General features: G+C 61.1%; 20 protein-coding genes. 9 read left to right on the top strand and 11 right to left on the bottom strand.

What is annotated here, in order from left to right:
* The first annotated feature begins 22 nt into the window (after positions 1–22).
* The 4 genes from EIY72_RS05215 (at position 23) to fba (ending at position 3,172) form a co-directional block, all read left to right on the top strand.
* Positions 23–1,186: a phosphoglycerate kinase gene (locus EIY72_RS05215; RefSeq protein ID WP_093229265.1), complete on the top strand. Its 1,164-nt coding sequence runs from the start codon at positions 23–25 to the stop codon at positions 1,184–1,186.
* A 35-nt stretch (positions 1,187–1,221) separates the two neighbouring features.
* On the top strand, positions 1,222–1,443 hold the full coding sequence (locus EIY72_RS05210) for a hypothetical protein (RefSeq protein WP_093229268.1): 222 nt from the start codon (positions 1,222–1,224) through the stop codon (positions 1,441–1,443).
* 56 nt (positions 1,444–1,499) lie between these two features.
* Positions 1,500–1,841, top strand: a complete 342-nt coding sequence (locus tag EIY72_RS05205) for an MliC family protein (RefSeq protein ID WP_093229271.1) — start codon at positions 1,500–1,502, stop codon at positions 1,839–1,841.
* Between the two features lie 266 nt (positions 1,842–2,107).
* Entirely contained in the window at positions 2,108–3,172 is a 1,065-nt protein-coding gene (gene fba / locus EIY72_RS05195; protein ID WP_007975467.1) for a class II fructose-bisphosphate aldolase, read from the top strand.
* 88 nt (positions 3,173–3,260) lie between these two features.
* On the opposite strand, the gene EIY72_RS05190 is transcribed toward fba, so the two are convergent.
* The gene (locus tag EIY72_RS05190) at positions 3,261–3,929 is read right to left on the bottom strand and encodes a polysaccharide lyase family 7 protein (protein ID WP_093229273.1); all 669 of its coding nucleotides are present in this window, start codon (positions 3,927–3,929) and stop codon (positions 3,261–3,263) included.
* A 319-nt stretch (positions 3,930–4,248) separates the two neighbouring features.
* Between EIY72_RS05190 and EIY72_RS05185 the strand changes: the two genes are divergently transcribed.
* Genes EIY72_RS05185 through EIY72_RS05175 form a run of 3 tightly spaced genes read left to right on the top strand, consistent with a single transcriptional unit; the run spans position 4,249 to position 7,242 of the window.
* Positions 4,249–6,372 carry a putative bifunctional diguanylate cyclase/phosphodiesterase gene (locus EIY72_RS05185; protein WP_093229274.1) on the top strand — a complete coding sequence of 708 codons (2,124 nt, stop codon included), beginning with the start codon at positions 4,249–4,251 and terminating at the stop codon, positions 6,370–6,372.
* A 45-nt stretch (positions 6,373–6,417) separates the two neighbouring features.
* Positions 6,418–6,909: a M48 metallopeptidase family protein gene (locus tag EIY72_RS05180; RefSeq protein ID WP_093229275.1), complete on the top strand. Its 492-nt coding sequence runs from the start codon at positions 6,418–6,420 to the stop codon at positions 6,907–6,909.
* A gap of 36 nt (positions 6,910–6,945) precedes the next feature.
* Positions 6,946–7,242 (top strand): winged helix-turn-helix domain-containing protein, encoded by a 297-nt coding sequence (locus EIY72_RS05175; protein WP_093229276.1) that lies wholly within the window; start codon positions 6,946–6,948, stop codon positions 7,240–7,242.
* A 113-nt stretch (positions 7,243–7,355) separates the two neighbouring features.
* Here EIY72_RS05175 and EIY72_RS05170 read toward each other — a convergent pair whose 3' ends face one another.
* Entirely contained in the window at positions 7,356–7,808 is a 453-nt protein-coding gene (locus EIY72_RS05170) for a GNAT family N-acetyltransferase (protein ID WP_093229277.1), read from the bottom strand.
* A gap of 253 nt (positions 7,809–8,061) precedes the next feature.
* On the opposite strand from EIY72_RS05170, the gene EIY72_RS05165 reads away from it, so the two are divergent.
* Positions 8,062–8,799, top strand: coding sequence for a substrate-binding periplasmic protein (locus EIY72_RS05165; RefSeq protein ID WP_093229278.1), 738 nt, complete (start codon positions 8,062–8,064; stop codon positions 8,797–8,799).
* Positions 8,800–8,836: 37 nt separating this feature from the next.
* Here EIY72_RS05165 and yccS read toward each other — a convergent pair whose 3' ends face one another.
* The 9 genes from yccS to betI all read right to left on the bottom strand — a co-directional run bounded on the left by yccS (position 8,837) and on the right by betI (position 23,059).
* The gene (yccS, locus tag EIY72_RS05160; protein WP_093229279.1) at positions 8,837–11,041 is read right to left on the bottom strand and encodes a YccS family putative transporter; all 2,205 of its coding nucleotides are present in this window, start codon (positions 11,039–11,041) and stop codon (positions 8,837–8,839) included.
* 270 nt (positions 11,042–11,311) lie between these two features.
* Positions 11,312–12,490, bottom strand: coding sequence for a BaiN/RdsA family NAD(P)/FAD-dependent oxidoreductase (locus tag EIY72_RS05155; RefSeq protein ID WP_093229280.1), 1,179 nt, complete (start codon positions 12,488–12,490; stop codon positions 11,312–11,314).
* Between the two features lie 172 nt (positions 12,491–12,662).
* Positions 12,663–14,000 carry an ATP-dependent RNA helicase DbpA gene (dbpA, locus tag EIY72_RS05150; protein WP_231985619.1) on the bottom strand — a complete coding sequence of 446 codons (1,338 nt, stop codon included), beginning with the start codon at positions 13,998–14,000 and terminating at the stop codon, positions 12,663–12,665.
* Between the two features lie 299 nt (positions 14,001–14,299).
* Positions 14,300–15,727, bottom strand: a complete 1,428-nt coding sequence (gene mdtD, locus EIY72_RS05140) for a multidrug transporter subunit MdtD (RefSeq protein ID WP_093229282.1) — start codon at positions 15,725–15,727, stop codon at positions 14,300–14,302.
* A gap of 258 nt (positions 15,728–15,985) precedes the next feature.
* Positions 15,986–17,323 carry a TldD/PmbA family protein gene (locus EIY72_RS05135; RefSeq protein ID WP_093229283.1) on the bottom strand — a complete coding sequence of 446 codons (1,338 nt, stop codon included), beginning with the start codon at positions 17,321–17,323 and terminating at the stop codon, positions 15,986–15,988.
* Entirely contained in the window at positions 17,323–18,765 is a 1,443-nt protein-coding gene (locus EIY72_RS05130) for a TldD/PmbA family protein (protein WP_093229284.1), read from the bottom strand. The genes EIY72_RS05135 and EIY72_RS05130 overlap by 1 nt, the downstream gene beginning before the upstream one ends.
* Positions 18,766–19,013: 248 nt before the next feature.
* Entirely contained in the window at positions 19,014–20,714 is a 1,701-nt protein-coding gene (gene betA / locus EIY72_RS05125) for a choline dehydrogenase (protein ID WP_093229285.1), read from the bottom strand.
* Between the two features lie 217 nt (positions 20,715–20,931).
* Positions 20,932–22,404 (bottom strand): betaine-aldehyde dehydrogenase, encoded by a 1,473-nt coding sequence (betB, locus tag EIY72_RS05120; RefSeq protein ID WP_093229286.1) that lies wholly within the window; start codon positions 22,402–22,404, stop codon positions 20,932–20,934.
* A 61-nt stretch (positions 22,405–22,465) separates the two neighbouring features.
* Entirely contained in the window at positions 22,466–23,059 is a 594-nt protein-coding gene (gene betI / locus EIY72_RS05115; protein WP_093229287.1) for a transcriptional regulator BetI, read from the bottom strand.
* 381 nt (positions 23,060–23,440) lie between these two features.
* Between betI and EIY72_RS05110 the strand changes: the two genes are divergently transcribed.
* On the top strand, positions 23,441–25,381 hold the full coding sequence (locus EIY72_RS05110) for a BCCT family transporter (RefSeq protein ID WP_231985620.1): 1,941 nt from the start codon (positions 23,441–23,443) through the stop codon (positions 25,379–25,381).
* The last annotated feature ends 156 nt before the right edge of the window (positions 25,382–25,537 follow it).

Below are 25,537 nucleotides of genomic sequence, written 5' to 3'. Positions count from 1 at the left end.
AGCTACCCAGGAAATGCGACCCATGACCGTGTTGAAGATGTCCGACCTCGATCTGCAAGGTAAGCGCGTATTGATCCGCGAAGACCTCAACGTCCCAGTCAAGGACGGTGTTGTCACCAGCGATGCGCGTATCCTGGCTTCGCTGCCGACCATCAAGCTGGCCCTGGAAAAAGGCGCGGCCGTGATGGTCTGCTCGCACCTTGGCCGTCCGACCGAAGGCGAGTTCTCGGCCGAAAACAGCCTCAAGCCAGTGGCTGACTACCTGAGCCGTGCGCTGGGTCGTGAAGTGCCCCTGGTAGCCGACTACCTGGGTGGCGTCGACGTGAAAGCGGGCGACATCGTGCTGTTCGAAAACGTGCGCTTCAACAAGGGCGAGAAAAAGAACGCTGACGAACTGGCCCAGCAATACGCGGCCCTGTGCGACGTGTTCGTGATGGACGCCTTCGGCACCGCTCACCGCGCAGAAGGTTCGACCCACGGCGTGGCCAAGTTCGCCAAGGTGGCGGCTGCCGGCCCATTGCTGGCCGCTGAACTGGACGCACTGGGCAAAGCCCTCGGTGCGCCGGCCAAGCCAATGGCAGCCATCGTTGCTGGCTCCAAGGTGTCGACCAAACTCGACGTACTGAACAGCCTCAGCCAGATCTGCGATCAACTGATCGTGGGTGGCGGCATCGCCAACACCTTCCTGGCCGCTGCCGGTCACCCGGTTGGCAAGTCCCTGTACGAGCCGGACCTGCTCGACACCGCCCGCGCCATCGCCGCCAAAGTCAGCGTACCGTTGCCGGTGGACGTTGTAGTCGCCAAGGAATTTGCTGAAAGTGCCGCTGCCACCGTCAAGCTGATTGCCGACGTTGCAGCCGACGACATGATCCTCGACATCGGCCCGCAGACCGCAGCGAATTTCGCCGAGCTGCTGAAATCGTCCAAGACCATCCTGTGGAACGGCCCGGTCGGCGTGTTCGAATTCGACCAGTTCGGCAACGGCACCAAGGTCCTGGCCCAGGCCATCGCCGACAGCGCCGCGTTCTCCATTGCCGGCGGTGGCGACACCCTGGCCGCCATCGACAAGTATGGCGTGGCCGAGCAGATCTCCTACATTTCTACCGGTGGCGGCGCGTTCCTCGAGTTCGTCGAGGGTAAGGTGCTGCCTGCCGTTGAAGTCCTGGAAAGCCGGGCCAAGGCCTGAGGGTCGCCCGTTTGACCAGGCAAGGGAGTGTTCACATGGTCAAGACGCTAGCGCTGTTGATCGTCGCCGGTTCGCTGGTGGCTTGCGGGAGTAACCCGAAAGCCACGCCGACGCCGGCGCCGAATGCAACGGAAAAGAGCTGCTACCAGGCGGACTGGCAGGCGGAAACCAATCCGGTGCTCAACAAGCGTTCCGGGCCCGAGGGTCTGGACAAGTACGAGACGCAGACCCCCGCCAAGGAACGTGGCTGCCCTTGACGGGTCTGACTCATTACTCAGGGCTGGCGGCGTGCGCCGTCAGTCGAGGGACACGGATGAAAGGTTTTATCGCCGTTTCGGCGCTGGCGCTGTTGGCCGGTTGTGCACAGTTGAATCAGCTGAACCCGTTCCAGTCGTCCGCACCTGTGGATAACTGGACCACCTGGACCTGCGACAGCCAGGCCAAGGTGTTGTGGCGCTACACCGATGACAGTCGCAAGGCCGTCGATGTGCGCCTCGGTGGTGCCGATCAGGTTTATCGCCTGAAGGAAGAGCCGGGCGCCTCGGGCTCGTTGTACAGCGACAACATGCTGGCGTTTCACATAAAAGGTGAGGAAGGCCTGGTTTACTGGGTCGCCACCAATGATTTGATTGGCCGTGGCTGCAAGGCGCAATAACAAAGCCGCCTGGCGAGCTTTTGTGGCGAGGGAGCTTGCTCCCGTTGGAGCGCGAAGCGGTCCTGATCCGGTTGTCCGGATTGCGACTGCTTCGCAGCCGAACGCGAGCAAGCTCGCTCGCCACAGGGTTCTGGGTAACGCAAAGATTTTCGCAGCACCAGATTCGCAGGCCGGGACTGACCCCCGATCTGCAATAACTTGAATAGCCGCCGCCGCTACGGCAGGCTGGCACGATTAACGACCCTCAACCGGGAGAGACACACACAATGGCACTTATCAGCATGCGTCAGATGCTGGACCACGCAGCCGAGTTCGGCTACGGCGTTCCAGCCTTTAACGTCAACAACCTTGAGCAGATGCGCGCCATCATGGAAGCCGCTGACAAGACTGACTCCCCGGTGATCGTGCAGGCTTCGGCCGGTGCTCGCAAATACGCCGGCGCGCCGTTCCTGCGTCACCTGATCCTGGCGGCCATCGAAGAATTCCCGCACATCCCGGTGTGCATGCACCAGGACCACGGCACCAGCCCTGACGTCTGCCAGCGTTCCATTCAACTGGGCTTCAGCTCGGTGATGATGGACGGTTCCCTGGGCGAAGACGGCAAGACCCCGACCGACTACGACTACAACGTCCGTGTCACCCAACAGACCGTGGCCATGGCTCACGCCTGCGGTGTATCGGTAGAAGGCGAGTTGGGCTGCCTGGGTTCGCTGGAAACCGGCATGGCCGGTGAAGAAGACGGTATCGGCGCCGAAGGCGTGCTGGATCACAGCCAGATGCTGACCGACCCGGAAGAAGCCGCTGACTTCGTCAAGCGCACCCAGGTCGATGCCCTGGCCATCGCCATCGGCACCAGCCACGGCGCGTACAAGTTCACCAAGCCGCCTACCGGCGACGTGCTGGCGATCGATCGCATCAAGGAAATCCACAAGCGCATTCCGAACACTCACCTGGTGATGCACGGTTCGTCTTCGGTTCCGCAAGAGTGGCTGGCGATCATCAACCAGTACGGCGGCGACATCAAAGAGACCTACGGCGTACCGGTTGAAGAAATTGTCGAAGGCATCAAGCACGGCGTGCGCAAGGTCAACATCGACACCGACCTGCGCCTGGCGTCCACCGGTGCGATGCGTCGCCTGATGGCCACCAACCCGAGCGAGTTCGACCCGCGTAAATTCTTCGGCGCCACCGTGACTGCGATGCGCGACGTGTGTATCGCGCGTTACGAAGCCTTCGGCACTGCCGGCAATGCTTCGAAGATCAAGCCGATCTCCCTGGAAGGCATGTACCAGCGTTACCTGAAAGGTGAGTTGAACGCCAAGGTCAACTAAGACCGGCGCGTTCCCGCTTCACAAAAAACCCGCAGGAATGCGGGTTTTTTGTGGGCGATGAGATCATTGTGGGAGCGGTGTCTGGTCGTCACTTATCGTGATCAATATCCAGCTTGCTGAATGTCACTTTCCCGCCCTCGCTGGTGTACCCAGTGTTGTCCTGCACATACACACCGGCCTTGAAGTACAGCGGCTTGTCCCGCCATGTTGCGCTGATGTTCGAATCCCATTGATAGCCTGCCGCGCTGATGCCCAGGGCGCCGCCGGGGCTGAGGTGGATGAGATAGGAAAATTCCCGGTCCAGTTTTACCCCCGTGGCAATGGTGATGACCTTGCCTTCGTCGTCATCGGGGTGCATGCGTACCTTGGCGACGATGTTGCCGGTGGCGGTTTTGGTTTTGTACTGGTATTCGACTTTGACCAGCGGCTTCTGGCTCTCATAGGCGTGAATCTGGCCGATGACGATTTTGCCGGAGCTGGGTACCTGGTTGACCGCCAGGGTCGCGCGCAGGGTGTTGTCGGCGTCAGGGTAGTACCAGTTTTTCAACGTGCCGTTGCTGTAGGTTTCCCGCAGTTCAGTGCGGGGATAAATGGCATTTTCGGTTTTTGAGCCGGTGACCGGTGCCCAGAAAAACAGTGTGCCGGTGTCGGAATGGAAGTATTGATCCTTGAAACCGCCCACCAGTTTTTCTGTTGTCACGGTGTATGGCGGGTTGCCCACGGGAACACTGAGGTTCCAGGATGCGAGATCGATCATGCTGTTCTTCCACTTCAAGATGCTGCACGCTCGTGCCAGAGGCTCTGGAGCGCGCATTTCGGGGCGGTCTTTATAGGCGTGGAGGGCGTATTTGTTAACGCCCGTCCGGCGGATAGTTGACGCCGGAATCCTGTCGAAATGCCATCTTCCCCGGTTTTAGCGGGCTGAAACGAGCGACCGTTAGTCGGCAAAAGACACAATGATTAAATGATGGCGCACTGACAGCTTCTGCTTTTGTGGATCCAGGTCTAGAGTGAAAGCACAATATTTGTCCGGTTTTCACGAGAAACCGCCTGACGCCCCAGACTAGAGAAGCAGCATGGAATGCGCGCACACCACGCCAGCAGAAGGCGGCTCAACCCTTTTAGTCGTTGATGATTACCCTGAAAACCTGATCAGCATGCGCGCGTTGTTGCAGCGTCAGGACTGGCAGGTCATCACCGCCGCCTCAGGCTTCGAAGCGCTCAACCTGTTGCTGGAACACGACGTCGATCTGGTCCTGCTGGATGTGCAGATGCCGGGCATGGACGGTTATGAGGTCGCGCGCCTGATGCGCGGCAGCCAGCGCACACGACTCACCCCGATCATTTTCCTGACCGCCAACGAACAGTCCCAGGATGCCGTGATCAAGGGCTACGCCAGTGGCGCCGTGGACTATTTGTTCAAACCCTTCGATCCGCTGATTTTCAAACCCAAGGTCCAGGCGCTGCTCGAGCATCAGCGCAATCGCCGGGCCCTGCAACGTCTGAGTCATGACCTGGAAGCGGCGCGTGCCTTCAATGCCTCGGTGCTGGATAACGCCGCCGAAGGCATTCTGGTGCTGGGTGAGGACGGCTTGATCCGCTTTGCCAACCCGGCGATCTCTCGGCTGCTCAACGCCACGGTGCAGGAACTTCAAGGCAAGGAATTTCTGGATTTTCTGCAAAAACCGCATATCCCGGTCTGGGCCGATTCCGAGTTTTACGCCGGTTACAAACGTCGCGAGACCCTGCGCCTGCATGATGCGTTGTTGCGTACGGCGCCCGGCCAGCAAGTGCCTGTGGCGCTGTCCTGTGCACCGTTGCCTGCCGAGCAGCATTCGATGGTGGTGACTGTGCTGGACATGTCGGTGGTGCGCCACCTGCATCAGCAGCTTGAGTATCAGGCGGTGACCGACCCCCTGACCGGGCTGCTCAACCGCCGTGGTTTCTACCAGACCGTGGAAAACCTGCTGCTGCGCGGCGAGCGTTCCGACAGCGCCTGGGTGCTGTTGTACCTGGACCTGGACGGCTTCAAGCGGGTCAATGATTCCCTGGGCCATGATGCCGGGGACCGGGTGCTGCGCTGGGTGTCCGAGCAGTTGAAAGCCTGCCTGCGACCTTTCGACATCCTGTCGCGCATGGGCGGTGACGAATTCACTGCGTTGCTCGACCTGGAGTTTCCCGAGCAAGCGGCCAAGATCGCGGAAAAACTCATCGAACGTGTGTCCATCTGTCAGCAGATCGAAGGGCTGGATATCGCCCTGGGCGCCAGCATCGGCATCGCCACCTTCCCTGATTGCGGCGCCAATCTCGATGGCTTGCTGCGCGCCGCTGACATTGCCATGTATGAAGCCAAGCGCGCCGGGCGTCAGCAGTACAGGTTCTACGATCACGAAATGAACGGCCGGGCCCGCTCGCGGTTGATGCTCGAAGACAGTGTGCGCAGCGCCATCGAAAACCGCGATTTCAATCTGGTCTATCAACCCCAGGTGTCGATTGCCGACGGGCGGATTCGAGGCTTCGAGGCCTTGTTGCGTTGGCAGCACCCCAGCGTCGGCGATGTTCCGCCCGGGCTGTTTTTACCGCTGCTGGAGGAAGCACGACTGATCAGCCGTCTGGGCAGTTGGATCTATCATCGCAGCGCCGGTCAGCGCAAAGCCTGGGAAACCCTGTTCGACGAGAGCCTGGTGCTGGGCGTGAGCCTGAGCAGTACTCAGTTCGGCATGCCCAACCTGGCGACCGAGTTACGCCAGGTGATCGAGCGTCACGGATTACAGCCGCACCATCTGGAGGTCGAAATCACCGAAGAGGCCTTGATGCACAACCCCGAAGAAACCCGCAAGCAACTGCGACTGCTGCGCAATCTTGGCGTGCGGGTAGCACTCGACGACTTCGGTGCCGGGTCTTGTTCGGTGTCCAATCTTCGCGACCTGAAACTCGACACGCTCAAGCTGGACCGGCATTTGATCGGACGGCTGCCGGAGTCCGCGCGGGACGCAGCGCTGGTACGCAGTGTCATTGATCTGTGCAAGCAGTTCGGCATGCTGGTGATTGCCGAAGGTGTGGAAACCCTGGCGCAGTATCAATGGCTCAAAGCCAATGGCTGCGAGTACGTGCAAGGCTTTCTGGTTGCACGTCCGCTGATGGCCGACGAGACCGGTCGTTGTGTGCAGCCCTTCGACTGGGGCGCGTTGACCGGCTGAATTCGCTACACTGGCGACCTTTCCCCGACCTCCGTTACCGCCCCGATGACCGTGTTGAAATACCTACAGGCCTACCCCGCGACCTTGCAGGACCAGGTGCGCCAATTGATCGCCGACGATCGGCTGGGCGAATACCTGGACCGGCGTTACCCGGACAAACACGGCGTGCAGAGCGACAAGGCGCTGTACACCTATGCCCTGGACCTCAAGCAGGAGTACCTGCGTAACGCCCCGGCCATCGACAAGGTGCTGTTCGACAACCGCCTGGACCTGACCCATCGCGCCCTCGGCCTGCATACCACGATCTCCCGGGTGCAGGGCGGCAAGCTCAAGGCCAAGAAGGAAATCCGCATCGCCTCGTTGTTCAAGGAGGCGCCGTCCGAGTTCCTGAAAATGATCGTCGTGCACGAACTGGCGCACTTCAAGGAGTCGGATCACAACAAGGCGTTCTACAAACTGTGCGAGCACATGTTGCCGGGCTATCACCAGGTGGAGTTCGATGTGCGGGTGTACCTGACGTGGCGCGACTTGCAGTAACCATCGTGCCTGAGAATCGCAACAAGGAGTGTGTGGATGGACGTGAGCAAGACCAAGAGCAGTTTCTATCGCCGCCTGTACGTGGCGTACCTGATCGATAGCGGGCTGGCCAGCAGTGTGCCGGCGTTGACCGAGGTCACCGGCATGCCTCGACGCACGGCCCAGGACACCGTCGCCGCATTGGCGGACCTGGATATTGTCTGTGAGTTCGAGCAGGAAGAAGGGGCGCGCAACCACGCCGGGCGCTACCGCATTCGCGACTGGGGCGCGATTGATCGGGGCTGGATCGAGCGTAATCTGCGGCAGATCAAGGCGGTGTTGGCGTATCCCTGAGATTTGCGCAGCCTGAGCTGATGCCATCGCGAACAAGCTCGCTCCCACAAGGGGCTGCGGTGGTGTTCGCACCACCTGTCAATGTGAGAGCGAGCTCGCTTGCGATTGGGCTTTCAAGGACGACGCATGCCGATGTGCGGAATGCCATCCTCGACATACTCTTCTCCGGCTACTTCAAACCCGTAACGGCCGTAGTATTTCTGCAAATGCGCCTGCGCCGAGAGATAAACTGGAACACCTGGCCAGTACTTCTCGATCTGTTTCAACGCATGATCCATCAACTCATGCCCAAGGCCGGTGCCGCGCGATTGCGGAGCAATGATCACCCGCCCGATCACCACGTCGCCGCCTTGTGACTGCGGGTCCAGCAGACGCAGGTAGGCCACCAGTTGGTTACCATCCCAGGCCATCAAGTGGCAGGTGTCACCTTCCAGGTCCTGTCCGTCGATGTCTTGATAAACGCACTTCTGTTCGACGACGAACACGTCGCTGCGCAACTGCAATATGGCGTACAGCTGTTCCTTGCCCAGGTCGCTGTGATGTTTGCAGATCCAATCAACTGTCATGTCTTGATTCCCTGAGAACGTCGTTTCGATACTAAGCGTACCGACCGCAGATGTCTTTATGGCAGAGAAATCTGTGACAAAGGCCAAAATGCCATCATTCAATTCTCGCGGCCGTGTCTTCTTTGTGTAATCTGCAATGAAGCGCTGTGCAGTGACGTCGATGAGCTAATGTTTAGTACCCGGGTCGGGCGACACAGGGTTCGGGGTTTTGGCTGAAAACACGCCGGGCGAGTGCCCGCTAAGGATTTCGAGCATGCCGCGGTTGCATCGAGCTTTGGCCTTGATTGGATGGCTGTTTCTGGTTCAGGGGGCGGCCGCAGACAAACTGCGACTGGTTGCCGATGCCTGGCCACCCTTTACCGACGGTACGCTGGTCAATGGCGGCGTGGCCACGGACATCGTCAGTACCGCATTGGCGAGGGCCGGTTATGCCAGCGAGTTCGAGCAGGTGCCTTGGGCGCGGGCCTTGCTAGGCGTGAGCGAAGGTCGCTACGACGTGCTGGTCAACGCCTGGTACAACGATGAGCGCACCCAGTTCGGCCAGTTCTCCGGCGAATATCTGCTCAATCGCGTGCGTTTTCTCAAGCGCAAGGACGCCCCCATCGAGTTCAACAACCTGCAGCAACTGCATACCTATCCGATTGCCATTGTGCGTGGCTATGCCTATTCGGCCGAGTTCGATAACGATGACTCGTTGCAGAAAGTCCCGGTGCACAACTTTTCCATGGCGGTGCGCATGCTCGCGGCTGACCGGGTCAAGCTGACCCTGGAGGACGAATATGTCGCTCGTTATTACCTGGCCCGCGAGTCACCCAAGGTGCGTAACGCGGTGGAGTTCCTGCCCAAGCCCTTGAGCGAAAACAGCCTGCATATTCTGGTCAGCCTGAAGAACCCGCAGCACGAACAGATCGTTGCCGGGTTTGATCGGGAAATTGCCAAAATGAAGGCGGACGGCAGTTATGCGCGGCTATTGAAGCAACACGGGATGTAGGTTGCAGGAGGCGGGGCGCCTACGGATTTTGCGCCGATCAGGCCGGGCCGGACAGTTCGGGATCCTCGCGGCTGTCCTTGATCAGATGCGCCGCCAGGGTGCGCAGCGGCCCCAGTTGGCGACAGATCAACGCCAGTTGCGTCTGCACCAGGCGTTGCCCTTCATCAATTTCATCGGGCATCTGCTCGAGCTCATTGGCCAGCGCTTCTTCTTCATCGCTCTGGATCGCAATCGACGATTTGCTTGCCAACCCCTGGGCGATTTCATCGATGCTGGCGGCCAGCTTCACTCCGGCGCCTTCGATCAAGTGTTCACGCACCTCCGCTGGCAATTGGGTTTCGCGGTGCGCACCCAGGCCGGACAAATAACTGAGTAGCGTGTGTGACAACACCAGAAAACGGAAGCCAACGTCGGCTTCCTTACGGAAGTGCCCCGGCTCCATCAGCATGTTGGCCAGGGTCGTCGACAGCGCGGCATCGGCGTTGTGCGCGTTGCGCCGGGCCAGGCGATAGGCCAGGTCGTCACGTTTGCCGGCCGCGTACTGCTGCATGATCTGCCGCAGGTAAATGCTGTTGCAGGTCAGGGTGTTGGCCAGCACCTTGTTCAGACGCCGACCCTGCCAGTCCGGCAGGAACAGGAACACCGCCAGGCCGGCGATCAGGCTGCCGAGCAAGGTATCGAACAACCGTGGCAGGAACAGCCCGTAGCTGTCGCCCACCTGGTTGAAACAGAACAGCACCATCAGGGTGATGGCTGCTGTCGCCAGGGTATAGCGGGTGGTGCGGTTGATGAAGAACACCACGCCGGCGGCGATGGCGAAGCAGGCCTGGATCAGCGGATTCGGGAACAGGTCGAACAGCGCCCACGCCAGCGTCAGGCCGATGGCCGTGCCGATGATCCGCTGGCCGAGTTTGCGGCGGGTGGCGCCGTAGTTCGGCTGACAGACAAAGAGCGTGGTGAGAATGATCCAGTAGCCTTGCGACGGGTGGATCAAGTGCACCATGGCGTAGCCGATGCTCAATGCCAGGGGCAAGCGCAGGGCATGACGGAACAGCAGCGAGGTCGGCGTCAGTTGCGTGCGCAAGCGAATCCACACGTCCTTGAGGTTGCGTGGCGAGCGGTCGAGCAGGCTGCTGTCGGTGGCATCGGCCAGGGCGTCGGGGTTGCTGGCGTCGCTGAGCAGGCGATCGAGCGTGCCGAGATTGGCCGCCAGGGCCCGCAGCGAACGCAGCAAACCACGCCAGGCCGGATTGCTCTGGATGCGCAGGTGTTCGAGGGACGCGTCGAGGTCGCTCAGGGCCTCGGCGAAGCCGGCGTCGTAAGTGAACGGCTGACGCATCTGGATGGATTCGGCCAGAGCGCGGCAGGCCTTGCCCTGCTGGCGCAACAGGCGCTGGCAACGGAACAACACGTCGCTGTGAAAGAACGCATCGGCCAGGGCATTGTAGGGATAGTGCGAGGAACTGGCGCGTTCGTGGATGTCCTGGGCGAGGAAATACAGCTTGAGATAACGGCTGACTTTCGACCCCGGCCGGCCGTTGCCGACCCGGTGCAGGATGATCTCCTTGGCGACGTTCAGGGCCGCCACCACCCGACCGTTTTGCCGGGCCAGTTCCAGGCGGCGCGCTTCCACGTCCATCTGCCGGATCGGCTCGAACAGCGAGGATTTCAGTTTCAGGTAAAAGCCCAGTTCACGGAACAGGCGTGCCAGGCTTTGTTGCACCGGCTGATTGGAAAACAGCGCCTGCCAGAGCACCGACAGCAGGCCGTACCAGGCAGCGCCGGCGACCAGCAGTACCGGTTCGTGCCAGAAGTCGGTGACGGCCCCGCCGCGCTGGTCGACACCGATCATGGTGTAGACCGACAGGATCAGTGTCGCCGAGGCAATCGCACCATAACGTTCGCCGAGGGCGCCGAGCATGGTCAGGCAGAACGCTGCCAGGGCGAAGGCGGCGATAAACAGGATGGGGTAGGGGAACAGCAGCTCGACGGAGAGGGCGGCGATGGCGAAACACACCAGCGTCACGGCCAGCGCGTTAAGTCGGCCTTGCCAGCTGTCGTCGGTCTCGGCCAGGGCGCTGGCGATGATCCCGAGGAACAGCGGAATCAACAGGCCCATCTCGTTCTGATACCAGCACAGCGCCATGGTGCCGGTCAGGGCGATGAACACCCGCACGCTGTAGCTGAATTTATCCAGCGCCCAGAGGCGACGCAGTGACTGGCGAAACGAAGTCGATGACATGAAGTGCGAAGGCCTTCCGAGGCAATGACGCTAAATTGAGCCACTAATGACGCCGACGCAATGGCGTCGATCACATCAGACAGCAAAATTTGTTCCTTAGAGTCGATCAGCAGGACAGAGGTGATCTCTGTGGCGAGGGAGCTTGCTCCCGCTTGAGTGCGCAGCACTCACAACATGTGCAGATGGACTGTGATTGTTTTGGGGCTGCTGCGCAGCCCAACGGGAGCAAGCTCCCTCGCCACAATTCGCGTACACAGACTCTTTTTGGTGTCAGACGTACTGCGCAGCCGCGTAACCCGAAGCCCACGCCCACTGGAAGTTGAAGCCGCCCAGATGCCCGGTGACATCCAGCACTTCACCCACGAAGTACAGCCCTGGGCTTTTCAGCGATTCCATGGTCTTGGACGACACCTCGTTGGTGTCCACGCCGCCCAGGGTCACTTCGGCGGTGCGGTAACCTTCAGTGCCGGCCGGTACCACTTTCCAGCTCGCCAGTTTCTCGGCGATGTCCGCCAGTTCGGCGTGGGTGTACTGCTTCATCGGCTTGGAGACGAACCAGTTGTCCGCCAGCAGGTTGGCCATCTTCTTGGTGAAGATTTCGCCGAGCAGGGTTTTCAACTCGCTGTTGGGGCGTTCGGCCTGCTGCTGTTGCAGCCAGTCCGGCACGTCATGGTCCGGCATCAGGTTGATTTCAACGGTGTCGCCGGATTCCCAGAACGAGGAGATCTGCAGGATCGCCGGGCCGCTGAGACCGCGGTGGGTGAACAGGATGTTCTCGCGGAAGCTCTGCTCGTTGCAGCTCACCAGGCAATCCACCGAGGTGCCGGACAGCTCGGTGCACAAGGCCTTGAGCTGGTCGGTGATGGTGAACGGTACGAGCCCGGCGCGGGTCGGCAGCAGTTCGTGACCAAACTGTTTGGCGACCTGGTAACCGAAACCTGTGGCGCCGAGGGTCGGGATCGACAGGCCGCCCGTGGCGATCACCAGCGACTCGCAGGTCACCTGGCCGAGTGTGGTGTCCAGCAAGTAGCCCTTCTCCAGCTTCTCGATGGTCTGGATCGAAGTGTCCAGGTGCAGGCTGACGCCGACCTGATCGCATTCGTTGAGCAGCATCTCGAGGATGTCGCTGGACTTGTTGTCGCAGAACAGCTGGCCGAGTTTCTTCTCGTGATAGGGCACGCCGTGCTTGGCAACCAATCCGATGAAATCCCACTGGGTGTAGCGCGCCAGTGCCGATTTACAGAAATGCGCGTTCTGCGAGAGGAAATTGCTCGGTTCCGTGTACATGTTGGTGAAATTGCAGCGACCACCGCCCGACATCAGGATTTTCTTGCCGGCCTTGTTCGCGTGGTCGAGCAACAACACCTTGCGCCCGCGTCCGGCGGCCGTCAGTGCACACATCAACCCTGCGGCGCCAGCGCCAATGATCACGACTTCGGTAGAGCGCAAAACGGTGTCCTCACACAAAATTCAAATTCACCGGAAACCAATGTGGGAGCGAGCTTGGTCCGGGCGGCGTTCCGACGATGAGGCCGGCACATGCAACATAGTCGTTGGCTGGCAGTCCGCCATCGCGAGCAAGCTCGCTCCCACAGGGGATCTTCGTGGGAAGGAAGATCGCTTACAAAATACGCACGCGCAGCGAGCGGCCCTTGATCTTGCCGTCGTTCAAACGCTGCAAGGCCTGTTTGGCGACACCGCGCTCCACCGCCACATAAGCCTGGAAGTCGAAAATCGCGATCTTGCCGACCTGCGCGCCCGGGATGCCGGCATCGCCAGTCAGTGCGCCGAGAATGTCGCCCGGACGAACCTTGTCCTTACGACCGGCGGCGATGCACAGGGTGCTCATCTGCGGCAGCAGCGGACCGCCGCCCTTGGAGGTCAGGTTGTCCACCTGGTCCCAGGTCAGAGGCGTTTTCTGCAGTTGCTCGATGGCCTGGGCGCGCTGCGCTTCGGACGGTGCAACCAGGCTGATTGCCAGGCCTTTTTCGCCGGCACGACCGGTACGACCGACACGGTGGATGTGGATTTCCGAATCACGGGCCAGCTCGACGTTGATCACCATGTCCAGCGAATCGATGTCGAGGCCACGGGCGGCAACGTCGGTGGCGACCAGTACCGAAGTACTGCGGTTGGCGAACATCGCCAGCACCTGGTCGCGGTCACGCTGTTCCAGATCGCCGTGCAGGCCAACGGCAGAGATGCCTTTGGCGGTCAGGTGATCGACGGTTTCCTGAACCTGCTGCTTGGTGAAGCAGAACGCCACGCAGGACGCTGGGCGGAAGTGGCCGAGGACCTTGGTCACGGCGCTCATGCGCTCTTCCGGGGAGATTTCGTAGAAGCGTTGCTCGATCTGCGTGTCGTCGTGGAACGCCTCGGCCTTCACTTGCTGCGGGTTGCGCATGAATTTCGAGGCGAGCTGCTTGATGCCCACCGGGTAAGTCGCGGAGAACAGCAAGGTCTGGCGACGCTCCGGGGCCTGCATGATGATTTCTTCAATGGAATCGTAGAAACCCATGTCGAGCATGCGGTCGGCTTCGTCGAGGATCAGCGTGTTCAAGCCGTGCAGGACCAGCGAACCCTTGCGCAGGTGCTGCTGGATACGACCCGGGGTGCCGACGATGATGTGCGCGCCGTGCTCCAGCGAAGCGATCTGCGGGCCGAGGGACACGCCGCCGCACAGGGTCAGGACCTTGATGTTGTCTTCGGCGCGGGCCAGACGACGGATTTCCTTGGCGACCTGGTCGGCCAGCTCACGGGTCGGGCACAGGATCAGCGCCTGGCAACCGAAGTAGCGCGGGTTGATCGGGTTCAGCAGGCCGATGCCGAAGGCGGCGGTCTTGCCGCTACCGGTCTTGGCCTGGGCGATCAGGTCCATCCCCTTGAGGATCACCGGCAAGCTCTGCGCCTGGATCGGCGTCATCTGGGCATAACCGAGGGATTCGAGGTTAGCCAGCATGGCGGCGGACAGCGGCAGAGTATTAAATTCGGTGGCGATGGTGGTCACGGGACTGGCCTGCAAAACAAAATGTCGCGCAGTGTACCAGCCTCTGGCCATTAACCTCGAAAGTTCTGGACGAACGCATAATCCGTGGCGAGGGAGCTTGCTCCCGCTGGGCTGCGAAGCGGCCCCTAAATCAGTTGCATGCGGTTTTTCAGATAAACCGCGTTTTCAGCATTTACGACTGCTTCGCAGCCGAGCGGGAGCAAGCTCCCTCGCCACAGGTACGATATTTCGCTTTGCCTAAGTTGCTCTGCTCAATGCTCGATGTGTTGCTCCGGACTTCTGACGCGCCGTCCATCTTCTTTTGAGAGCTGCGAAAAGATAGTCGCAGCCAGCATCGCCATGATGCCAACGGTCACGAAAGTCAGCTGAAACGCCCCTAGAACCGTTTCTACCCCGTCATTGCCAATCTCCGCCGTAAAGCCACCCAGCAACGCGCCCGCACAGGCAACCCCAAGACTCAGGGACAACTGCGCAACCACCGACAGCAAACTGTTGCCACTGCTGGCGCTGGCGTCGTCGAGGTCGATCAGGGTCACGGTGTTCATCGCGGTGAACTGCAAGGAGTTGATCGCCCCGAGGATCGCCAGCAGGCACAGCAGCAGCCAGTACGGCGTCTGCTCGCTGACCAGGCCCATGCTCGCCAGCATGATCCCCAGTGCCAGGGTGTTGCCGGTCAGCACGATGCGATAACCCAGACGCTCGATCAGCGGGCGCGCCACCCACTTGGCGATCATCGCCGCCGCGGCCAGTGGCAGCATGCTCATCCCTGCCTGGGACGGCGAGTAACCCAGGGCGACTTGCAGCAGCAAGGGCACGAGGAAGGGCAGGGCACCACTGCCCAAACGTGCGAACAGGTTGCCGAGAATGCCGACGGCAAAAGTTCGGGTCTTGAACAACGAGGGCGCGAACAGCGGATTGTCGATATGCCCGGCGCGCAGCCAGTACGCCGCCAGACAGGCCATGCCGCCAAACAGCAGCAACATCACCCGCAAGTGCGGCAAGTGCAGCTCGCCGAGGCCTTCCATCGCGATGGTGATCAGGATCATCGCCGCACCGAACAGCAAGAATCCCAACCCGTCGAAGCGCGTGCGCTCGGAGCCACGCAGGTCGGGGATGAATTTCCACACGGCGTAGCAACCGATCAGGCCCACCGGAAGATTGATCAGGAAGATCCAGTGCCAGGTCAGGTATTCCACCATCCAGCCGCCCATGGTAGGGCCGATCAGCGGGCCGAGCAGTCCGGGAATGGTGATGAAACCCATGATGCGCACCAGTTCCGAGCGCGGGTAGGCGCGCAACACCACCAACCGCCCGACCGGCAGCATCAATGAGCCGCCAAGGCCCTGTATCACCCGGGCGCCGATCAGCATGGTCAGGCTGCTCGACATCGCGCACAGCAGCGAGCCGACGCTGAACAGGAAGATTGCCCCGAAGAAGATCTTCTTGGTGCCGAAGCGGTCGGCGATCCAGCCTGAGGCCGGGATCAGCAAGGCGACGGTGAGCATGTAGGCGATGATCACACCCTGCATGCGCAACGGGTCTTCCGCCAGATCGCGGGCCATGGCCGGCAGGGCCGTGTTGAGGATGGTCCCGTCGAGGGATTGCATGAAGAAGGCAATGGCCACCACCCACGGAATCCAGCGGGCGGTGACAGCGTCGAGAGGCGGGCGGTTGGGCATGGGACCTCAGTTGGGTTGTTCGCGGTGATTCATGGCTGGCTGACCTTTTTACCTCTGTGCACCTTTTTACTGTTGTACCTATGTATCTAATTATCTCTGTGGCGAGGAAGCTTGCTCCCGCTCGGCTGCGGAGCAGTCGTAAATCCGGCCAATGCGGTCTGTCCATTGCTCCGCGGTTGTCGGTTCAGGGGCTGCTTCGCAGCCCAGCGGGAGCAAGCTCCCTCGCCACAGGTTTCCCTGTGTACTGGGGATTTGTGTTTACAGGGTCAAAGTAAGTTTGCTCACCAACGCCCCCGGCAACAACGCCGAAGCCGTCGCTCGTTGACTATAGGTGCTCGCCGACAGCAACAACTCGCGCTCCTCGGTCAGTGCTTCCAGTTGCGCACCGAGCAGGCTGAATGCACTGTCATCGAAGCGCATGGTGCTCACCGGTGCCTGGATCTCGCCGTTCTCGACCCAGAAGGTCGCAAACCGCGTCATGCCGGTGAGGCGTGCAGCGGGTTGATCGGAGAAATTCAGGTACCACAGGTTGCTGATGTACAGGCCCGTGCCCAGTTGTTTGAGAATCTGCGCGTCAGGCAAAGTTCCGGCTTTCATGTTCAAGGCACTCGGCGATTCGCCGCCGCTGGCACCGTTGGCAGTCAAGCCGTACTCGGCGGCACTGCGCGAGCCGACCAGTTGCGCGCCGGCCTTGCCATCGACGATCAAGCCCAGATCACTGCGCGGATAACCTTCCTCGGAAAACGCCGGGCTCAGCGAGCCGCTGACTTTTTCATCCAGCGAAACCTGTGGACTGAAGGCGAGGTCGCCGCCATATAGCTTTTGCAACGGGCTGCTTTTGCTGGCAATCGACTGCGCGGAAAAACCACCCCAGCACAACATGCCGATGATTTCTTCCAGAGCAGCCGGGGCGAGGTAGGCGCGGTATTGACCCGGCGCCAAGGTGCGCAGCGGCCGACCGAGAAACTCAAGCTGCTCGCGGGCCTGTTGGAAGCGCCTGGCGAAACCTTCACTGTTCCAGTCGTGCCCGGCGTAGCTTGCCTTAACGGCTTGGCCGTTCTCGTGGAACAGGCTGAAATCGAAGTTGAAGCTGTTGGCCTGATGCCAGCCGAACGCACCGCTGGAACTGGCGAAACCACGGCTGATGGGGCCCGCCGCGTAGAAGCCGACCAGGTCCAGGCCTTCGGCCGCCCGGGTGATCTCAGCGATGACCTGCTCGGTGTCCGGCAATGGCTGGGCTTGCACGTTGTTGCTTTGCCAGCCGTTGTAGTTGAGCAACAGGTACGGGTCTTGCGGCAGCAGCGGCAAGGTGTCGCGCAACTGTTGCAGACCCTCGAGCAAGCGTTGCAGGTCAACTTGTGGATCGCCGGCCAAGGTGATGTGCAGATCAGCGTGGCGCCCGTCGTTGATCAGCTTCAGGCCAATGCTCGCCTGCTGCACCTGACCGGCCTGGCGCACCTTGGCGTGGTTGAAGCGCACGAAGGCTGACGATTCGGCGGCGTAGCTGAGGGTGAACTGTTCCGGCTCGTGAAGGGCTTCACGCAGTTCGTTGACCAGGGTCTTGAACGCCGCGGCCTGGCTGTTGGAAGTACTCATCAGGCGTCTCCCCCGAACACATCAATGTTGCTGAACACACAGGCCGGCGATGCATGACCGACGCGTATCACCTGGTTCGGTTCACCCTTGCCGCAGTTCGGCGTGCCGAGGACCTTGAGGGTACGGGCATCGCCGACGGCGCTGAGGTTGCCCCAGAACTGCGCGGAGATGCCGCGGTAATTGGGGTTTTTCACCACGCCCTTCAACTCACCGTTTTCGATCAGTTGGCCCCACTCGCAGCCGAACTGGAATTTGTTGCGGGCATCGTCGATGGACCAGGAACGGTTGGTCGACATCAGCACGCCGTGTTCGATGCCGCCGATCAGCTGTTCGAGGGAGCGGTCGCCGGGCTCGATGTTGAGGTTGGCCATGCGGTCGATCGGCGGGCGGTTCCAGCCACAGGCGCGGCTGTTGGCGACACCGTCCATGCCGGCACGGAACTGCGACAGTGCGCCGCCCAACGGGCGCACGAGTAGCCCTTCGCGAATCAGGAACTGCTTGCTGGCCGGCGTGCCGTCGTCGTCATGGCCATAGCTGGCAAGTTCTTCGGGAATGTCCGGGTCGAAGGTCACGTTAAGCAGCTTCGAGCCGTATTGCAGGCGACCGAAATCTTCGGTTTTGACGAAACTGGTACCGGCGTAATTGCGCTCGTCACCGAGGATACGGTCCAGTTCCAGCGGATGGCCGATGGACTCGTGGATTTGCAGCATCATCTGGTCGGGCATCAGCAGCAGGTCGCGTTTGCCCGCCGGGGTGTTGGGCGCCAGCAGCAATTGCAGGGCCTGATCGGCGACCTGCGCACCGGCGCCAATCAAACCGCAGCGGCTGATGACGTCATCGCCACCCTGCTGGCCGAAGTTCTCGCGGCCCAGGCTGCGGGTCTGGCTGTCGCTGCCGTCGTAGGCCGTGACATCCATGCCCGGGTAGACGAAACGCTGGGCCTGACGCAGTTCGGCGCCGGCGCTGCTGAGGTAGATCTGCTCGACCTGAGTGATGCCGAGGCTGACCTGCCAGTTCACCAGGCGCTCGTCCCTGGGCACGGCGGCCGATTCGGCGCCGAGTAACTGGTAGCAGTCGCTCAGGGATGGGAAGGCTCGATCAAGATTGGGTGAAAAGTAATCGGCGCGGTCGCTGGAAACCGCCTGTTCGCGCAGGTCCAGCAAGGCATGCGGCTTGAGTCGACGTGCCTGCTGCTCGGCGCGTTCAAGGGCGGCTTGCAGGCCCTGTTGCGACAGGTCGTTGGTGGCGGCATAGGCTTCGACGCCGTTGACCCGCACGGTCAGCATCGCACCTTCGTCCCGGCTGAAGCTCGGCGGTTCGGCGACGTTCTTGCGCACCGACAGGTACTGTCCGGATTCGCGCACATAACGCAGGGAAAAGAATTCGGCACCCGTGCGCAAGGCGGCAAAGCGCTGCTTGAGCTGGGGATGGAAGTCGAACATTCGAAAACCTCCTTGTCTGGAGTGGCGGCGAACCGGTGCTGCGAGGGGAGAGGTGAAACGTTTGCGTGGCGCTAGATTAGGCCTGCGAGGGGGATGGATCAAGGGAGGGAGAAGATGATGTGTCGGTTGTTGGGGCCTCATCGCGAGCAGGCTCGCACCCACATTTGATTTTCTGTGCTCACAAAAATTGTGTTCACTGAAAATGTCCTGTGGGAGCGAGCCTGCTCGCGATTACGGTCGACGCGGTATCAAGCCGGCTGGCTGACTTCCCGCACCGCCTTGCCCTTCACCGGCGCATCACCGGCCACGTAGTAGTCCGCCTTGCTGCGCGGCAGTGGCTGGCGACCACGGATCTTGTCGGCGATTTTCTCGGCCATCATGATCGTCGGCGCGTTGAGGTTGCCGGTGGTGATGATCGGCATGATCGAGGCATCGACCACGCGCAGACCCTGCATGCCATGCACGCGACCTTCGCCGTCGACCACGGCCATCTCGTCGGTGCCCATCTTGCACGAGCAGGACGGATGGAACGCGGTTTCGGCGTGTTCGCGGATGAACTTGTCCAGTTGCTCGTCGGTTTGCACTTCGATGCCCGGGCTGATCTCGCGACCCCGGAAGGCATCCAGGGCAGGCTGCTGCATGATTTCACGGGTCAGGCGGATGCCGTCGCGGAACTCCTGCCAGTCCTGCTCGGTGGCCATGTAGTTGAACAGGATGCTCGGGTGCTGGCGCGGGTCCTTGGACTTGAGCTGGATGCGACCGCGGCTTGGCGAACGCATGGAACCCATGTGCGCCTGGAAGCCGTGCTCTTTCACACCGTTGCTGCCGTTGTAGTTAATCGCCACCGGCAGGAAGTGGTACTGGATGTTCGGCCACTCGAATTCCGGACGGGTGCGGATGAAACCGCCGGCTTCGAACTGGTTGCTGGCGCCAATGCCGGTGCCGTTGAACAGCCACTCGGCACCAATGGCTGGCTGGTTGTACCAGAGCAGCGACGGGTACAGCGAGACCGGTTGGGTGCAGGCGTATTGCAGGTACAGCTCGAGGTGATCCTGCAGGTTTTCGCCGACGCCCGGCAGGTCGTGGACCACCGGGATGTCGAGGCTTTCCAGCAGTTTCTTCGGGCCGACGCCGGAGCGTTGCAGCACCTGTGGCGAGGCGATGGCGCCGGAGCACAGCAGCACTTCCTTGCGTGCCCGGACTTCAACACGTTCCTCGGCCGAGCCGACCAGGTAACGCACGCCGACCGCACGCTTGCCTTCGAACAGGATCTTGTCGGTCAGGGCGTGGGTGACGATGGTCAGGGTCGAACGCTTTTTCGCCACGTCCAGGTAGCCGCGCGCGGTGGAGGCACGACGACCTTTCGGCGTCACGGTGCGGTCCATCGGGCCGAAGCCTTCCTGCTGGTAGCCGTTCAGGTCTTCGGTGCGCGGGTAACCGGCCTGCACGCCGGCTTCGACCATGGCGTGGAACAGCGGGTTGTTGCCAGGCTTAGGCGTGGTCACGCTGACCGGGCCGTCGCCACCGTGGTAGTCGTTCGGGCCGATGTCACGGGTTTCCGCCTTGCGGAAATACGGCAGGCAATCGAGGTAGGACCAGTCTTCAAGACCGGGCAGTTTGGCCCAGCCGTCATAGTCCATGGCGTTGCCACGGATGTAGCACATGCCGTTGATCAGCGACGAACCGCCCAGGCCCTTGCCGCGACCGCATTCCATGCGGCGACCGTCCATGTGCGGCTCCGGATCGGTTTCGTAGGCCCAGTTGTAGCGACGGCCTTGCAGCGGGAACGCCAGTGCCGCCGGCATCTGCGTGCGGAAGTCGAAACGGTAGTCCGGGCCGCCGGCTTCGAGCAGCAGGACAGTGACGCCGGCGTCTTCGGTCAGACGGGTCGCCAGGGTGTTACCGGCCGAGCCGGCACCGATGATGATGTAATCGAATTCTTGGGACATTGAATGCACCCTCTTTGAAGTTGGTCAGGTCGCAGCCATCGATGCACCACTTACTTGTGGCGAGGGAGCTTGCTCCCGCTGGACTGCGCAGCAGCCGCAAAATCAGCGACTGTGTTCTTTCTGAAGGACCGCGGAACCTGGATTGGGGCCGCTTCGCAGCCCAGCGGGAGCAAGCTCCCTTGCCACAAAAAGACCCCAGTCTCAGGTTCGTGTCAGATCAGAACACCGAGACGTAATCGCCCAGCTCGACCTGTACCGATTTGATGCGGGTGAAGTTGTTCAGCGAGCTGATCCCGTTCTCACGGCCGACACCCGACTGCTTGTAGCCGCCGACCGGCATCTTCGCGTCGGACTCGCCCCAGGCGTTGATCCAGCAGATACCGGCTTCCAGTTGATGAATCACGCGGTGCGCGCGGTTCAGGTCGCGGGTGACGATACCGGCGGCCAGGCCGAAGTCGGTGTCGTTGGCACGACGGATCACTTCTTCTTCCGTTTCGTAGGTGAGGATCGCCATCACCGGACCAAAGATTTCTTCACGGACGATGGTCATGTCGTCGGTGCAGTCAGTGAACACGGTCGGTGCGACGAACGCGCCCTTGGCGAATTCACCGTCGGTCATACGCTCGCCGCCACACAGGACGCGAGCGCCTTCTGCCTTGCCCTTGGCGATGTAGCCCAGCACGTTTTCCATGTGGGCGAAGCTGACCAGCGGGCCGAAGTTGGTGTTTTCGTCTTCCGGGTTGCCCACACGAATGCGTGCCACGCGCTCGACGATCTTGGCTTCGAACGCGGCCTTCAGATGCGCCGGTACGAACACGCGAGTGCCGTTGGTGCAGACCTGACCGGAGCTGTAGAAGTTGGCCATCATCGCGGTGTCGGCGGCGCGATCGAGGTCGGCGTCGTCGCAGATGATCAGCGGCGACTTGCCGCCCAGTTCCATGGTCACTTCCTTGAGCGAGGAGCTCGAAGCGCTGGCCATGACTTTCTTGCCGGTGTCGGTGCCGCCGGTGAACGAGACTTTCTCGATGCGCGGGTGCTCGGTCAGCCAGGTGCCGACTTCGCGGCCGCTGCCGGTGAGGACGTTGAACACGCCGGCCGGTACGCCAGCTTCGGTGTAGATCTCGGCCAGCTTCAGGGTGGTCAGCGAGGTGACTTCGCTTGGCTTGAAGATCATTGCGTTACCGGCGGCCAGGGCCGGTGCGGATTTCCACAGGGCGATCTGGATCGGGTAGTTCCACGCGCCGATACCGGCGACGACGCCCAGCGGCTCGCGGCGGGTGTAGACGAACGAAGTGGTGCGCAGCGGAATCTGCTCGCCTTCGATGGCCGGTACCAGGCCTGCGTAGTATTCCAGCACGTCAGCGCCGGTAACGATGTCGACGTAGCGGGTTTCGGAGTACGACTTGCCGGTGTCGAGGGTTTCCAGGGCGGCCAGTTCGTCGTTGCGCTCACGGAGGATTTCCACGGCGCGACGCAGGATGCGCGAACGCTCCATGGCGGTCATTGCGGCCCAGATTTTCTGACCCTTTTCGGCGCTGACAACAGCACGCTCTACGTCTTCCTTGGTGGCACGCTGAACGTGCGCGAGGACTTCACCGTTGGCCGGGTTGATGGCTTCAAAAGTGGCGTCGCTGCCGGCGTCACTGTAGCCGCCATCGATGTAGAGTTTTTGCAGGTCGAAACGGGCCATAAAGTCCTCGCAAGAGCATAAGTGGTGGCACGGGTCGGGTGACGAGCGTTTCTGTTGTGCTCTAACTCACCCGCTTGGCCAATTGGATATCCATGTATTCGTAAGCGATCTGTTGCGCCTGCTCGGTGTCGAAAGCGTCTCCCGACAGCGCGCCGCGCAACCACAAACCGTCGATGAGGGCTGCCAGGCCACGGGCGGCGCTGCGCGCATCATCGAGCGGCAACACGCGGCGGAACTGGCAGCACAGGTTGGAATACAGGCGGTGATCGTTGATCCGCTGCAACCTGTGCAAAGACGGCTGGTGCATGCTGGTGGCCCAGAAGGCCAGCCAGGTTTTCATTGCCGGGCCATTGACCTGGCTGGCGTCGAAGTTGCCTTCGATGATCACCTGCAGATGCGCCCGCGGGCTGTCATCTGTCAGCGCCTGACGGCGCAGGGTGACGTTCTCGCTGAGGACACTCATCAGGTACCGCATCGTGGCGGCAATCAGGCCGTTCTTGTCCTGAAAGTAGTGACTGATGATGCCGTTCGAGACACCGGCCAAACGGGCGATCAGCGCAATGCTGGCGTCCCCCATTCCGACCTGATCGACCGCCAGCAGCGTGGCTTCGATCAACTGTTGGCGACGGATGGGTTGCATACCGACCTTGGGCATCTTGCACATCTCCTTAGGCCTTCCTGCAGACGTCGAGCGTCTACCGGCTTGAGGCCAGTCTATTTTGTTTTGATTGAACGTTCAATCAACAAAGAATAAGATCTGCGACAAATCGTCGCTGCCTGCTGAATTTTCCTACGTGCAGTGGCGGAAAAAACGACTTCCGAAAATCGCTCGAAACCTACGCGCTGCGGCGCTCCAGGGGTTTCGGGCTTTTTTCGGGCTGTCTTTATATCACCCACCGGTCGGCTGCCCACTAACCGATTGGTCGAGTGACTCGTTTGTCTTGCGTTCTTCTCTCGCACTGCCCGGAGCATCTGTGCCATGAGTTCTGCCTCGCTAATAAAGACCCCACCGGAAAAGGTGACGGTCAACGGTTGGGTGTTCTACACCTCGACCGCGTTGATTCTGTTGTTGACCGCCATTCTGATCATCGCCCCGCAAGAGGCCGGCAGAATGCTGGGTACGGCGCAAGCCTGGTTGTCGCGCAGCTTCGGCTGGTACTACATGGTGGTGATTGCCGCCTACCTGATTTTCGTCGTGGGGCTGGCGTTCTCGTCCTACGGCAAACTGAAACTGGGCAGCAAGGACGACACCCCGGACTTCAGTTACGGCGCCTGGGCGGGGATGCTGTTCTCCTCGGGTATTGGCATCTCGCTGCTGTACTTCGGTGCGTCCGAGCCGCTGGACCACTACTTCAACCCGCCAGAAGGTGCGGCCGCGAGCAACCTGGCGGCACGCCAGGCGGTGCAGCTGACGTTCCTGCACTGGGGCCTGCATGGCTGGGCGATCTACGCGCTGGTCGGTCTGGCGGTGGCGTACTTTGCCTACCGGCACAATCAGCCGCTGGCGTTGCGTTCGGCGTTGTATCCGCTGGTGGGCGAGCGTTGGGTCAAGGGCGCGGCCGGTCATGCGGTGGACGGTTTTGGCATGTTCGTGACCCTGCTGGGACTGGTGACCAACCTGGGGATCGGTTCGCTGCAAGTGTCGTCGGGTCTGGAAAACCTGTTCGGCATGGAGCACAGCAACACCAACCTGCTGATCGTGATCATCGTGATGAGCACCGTGGCGACCATTGCCGCCGTGTCCGGTGTGGAAAACGGCATCCGTCGCCTGTCCAACCTCAACATCGTGCTGTTCAGCGGCCTGCTGATTTTCGTGTTGCTGTTCGGCCCGACCCTGCACCTGCTCAATGGCTTCGTGCAGAACATCGGCGATTACCTCAACGGTGTGGTGCTGAAAACCTTCGACCTGTACGTGTACGAAGGCGACAGCGAGAAGTCCGACCGCTGGTTGGGCCTGTGGACCCTGTTCTACTGGGCCTGGTGGATTTCCTGGGCGCCATTTGTGGGCATGTTCGTCGCACGTATTTCCCGTGGTCGCACGGTGCGTGAAATGGTCGCCGGTGTTCTGTTGATTCCGCTGGGTTTCACCCTGGCGTGGCTGTCGATCTTCGGCAACTCGGCCCTGGACCTTGTGATGAACCACGGGGCGGTGGAGCTGGGCAAGACGGCACTGGAGCAACCGTCCATGGCGATCTACCAGTTGCTCGAACACTACCCGGCGTCGAAAGTGGTGATCGGCGTGTCGATCTTCGTCGGCTTCGTGCTGTTCCTGACCCCGGCGGACTCCGGCGCGGTGATGATGGCCAACCTTTCCTGCAAGGGCGGCAACGTCGACGAAGACGCGCCGCACTGGCTGCGGATCTTCTGGTCGGTGGTGATCACCCTGGTGACCATCGGCCTGCTGTTCGCCGGTAACTTCGAAGCCATGCAAACCATGGTCGTGCTGGCGGGCCTGCCGTTCTCGGTGGTGCTGGTGTGCTTCATGTTCGGCTTGCACAAGGCCATGCGTCAGGACGTGCAGATCGAACAGGAGCAAGCGGAGCTGGCTGCGCGCGGCCGTCGTGGTTTCAGCGAGCGTTTGACTCAACTTGACCTGCAACCAAGCCAGTCGGTGGTGCAGCGCTTCATGGACAAGCACGTCACCCCGGCCTTGCAGGATGCTTCGGCGCAGATGCGTGCCCAGGGCCTGGAAGTGCAGACGCTGCTCGGCAAGTCCAAGCGTTGCATGGGCGTGCGGGTGGAGATGGAAGAGGGCAACCCGTTCGTTTACGAGGTGAGCCTGGACGGTTACCTGGCTACGCCGACCGAATCGGCGCAGTCCGATGAAGCGCGTCAGCGTTACTATCGGGCCGAGGTGTATTTGCACAACGGCAGCCAGGACTACGACCTGATGGGCTTCACTCAGGATCAGATCACGCGGGATGTGCTCGATCAGTTTGAAAGCCATCGGCAGCTCCTTGGCCGGGTGTATAGCTAAAACCTTGAAGTTCTGCGGTGCAGTCAGCTGAATCGCAGAACCATTGTGGCGAGGGAGCTTGCTCCCGCTGGGCTGCGAAGCAGTCGTAAATCCGGATAATGAGTTCTGTCTGAGTCACTGCGGTGTCTGGTTTGGGGCTGCTTCGCAGCCCAGCGG

Source organism: Pseudomonas vancouverensis (genome assembly GCF_004348895.1).
Taxonomy (GTDB): Bacteria; Pseudomonadota; Gammaproteobacteria; order Pseudomonadales; family Pseudomonadaceae; genus Aquipseudomonas; species Aquipseudomonas vancouverensis.
This window is presented reverse-complemented; position numbering and strand designations above follow the sequence as displayed.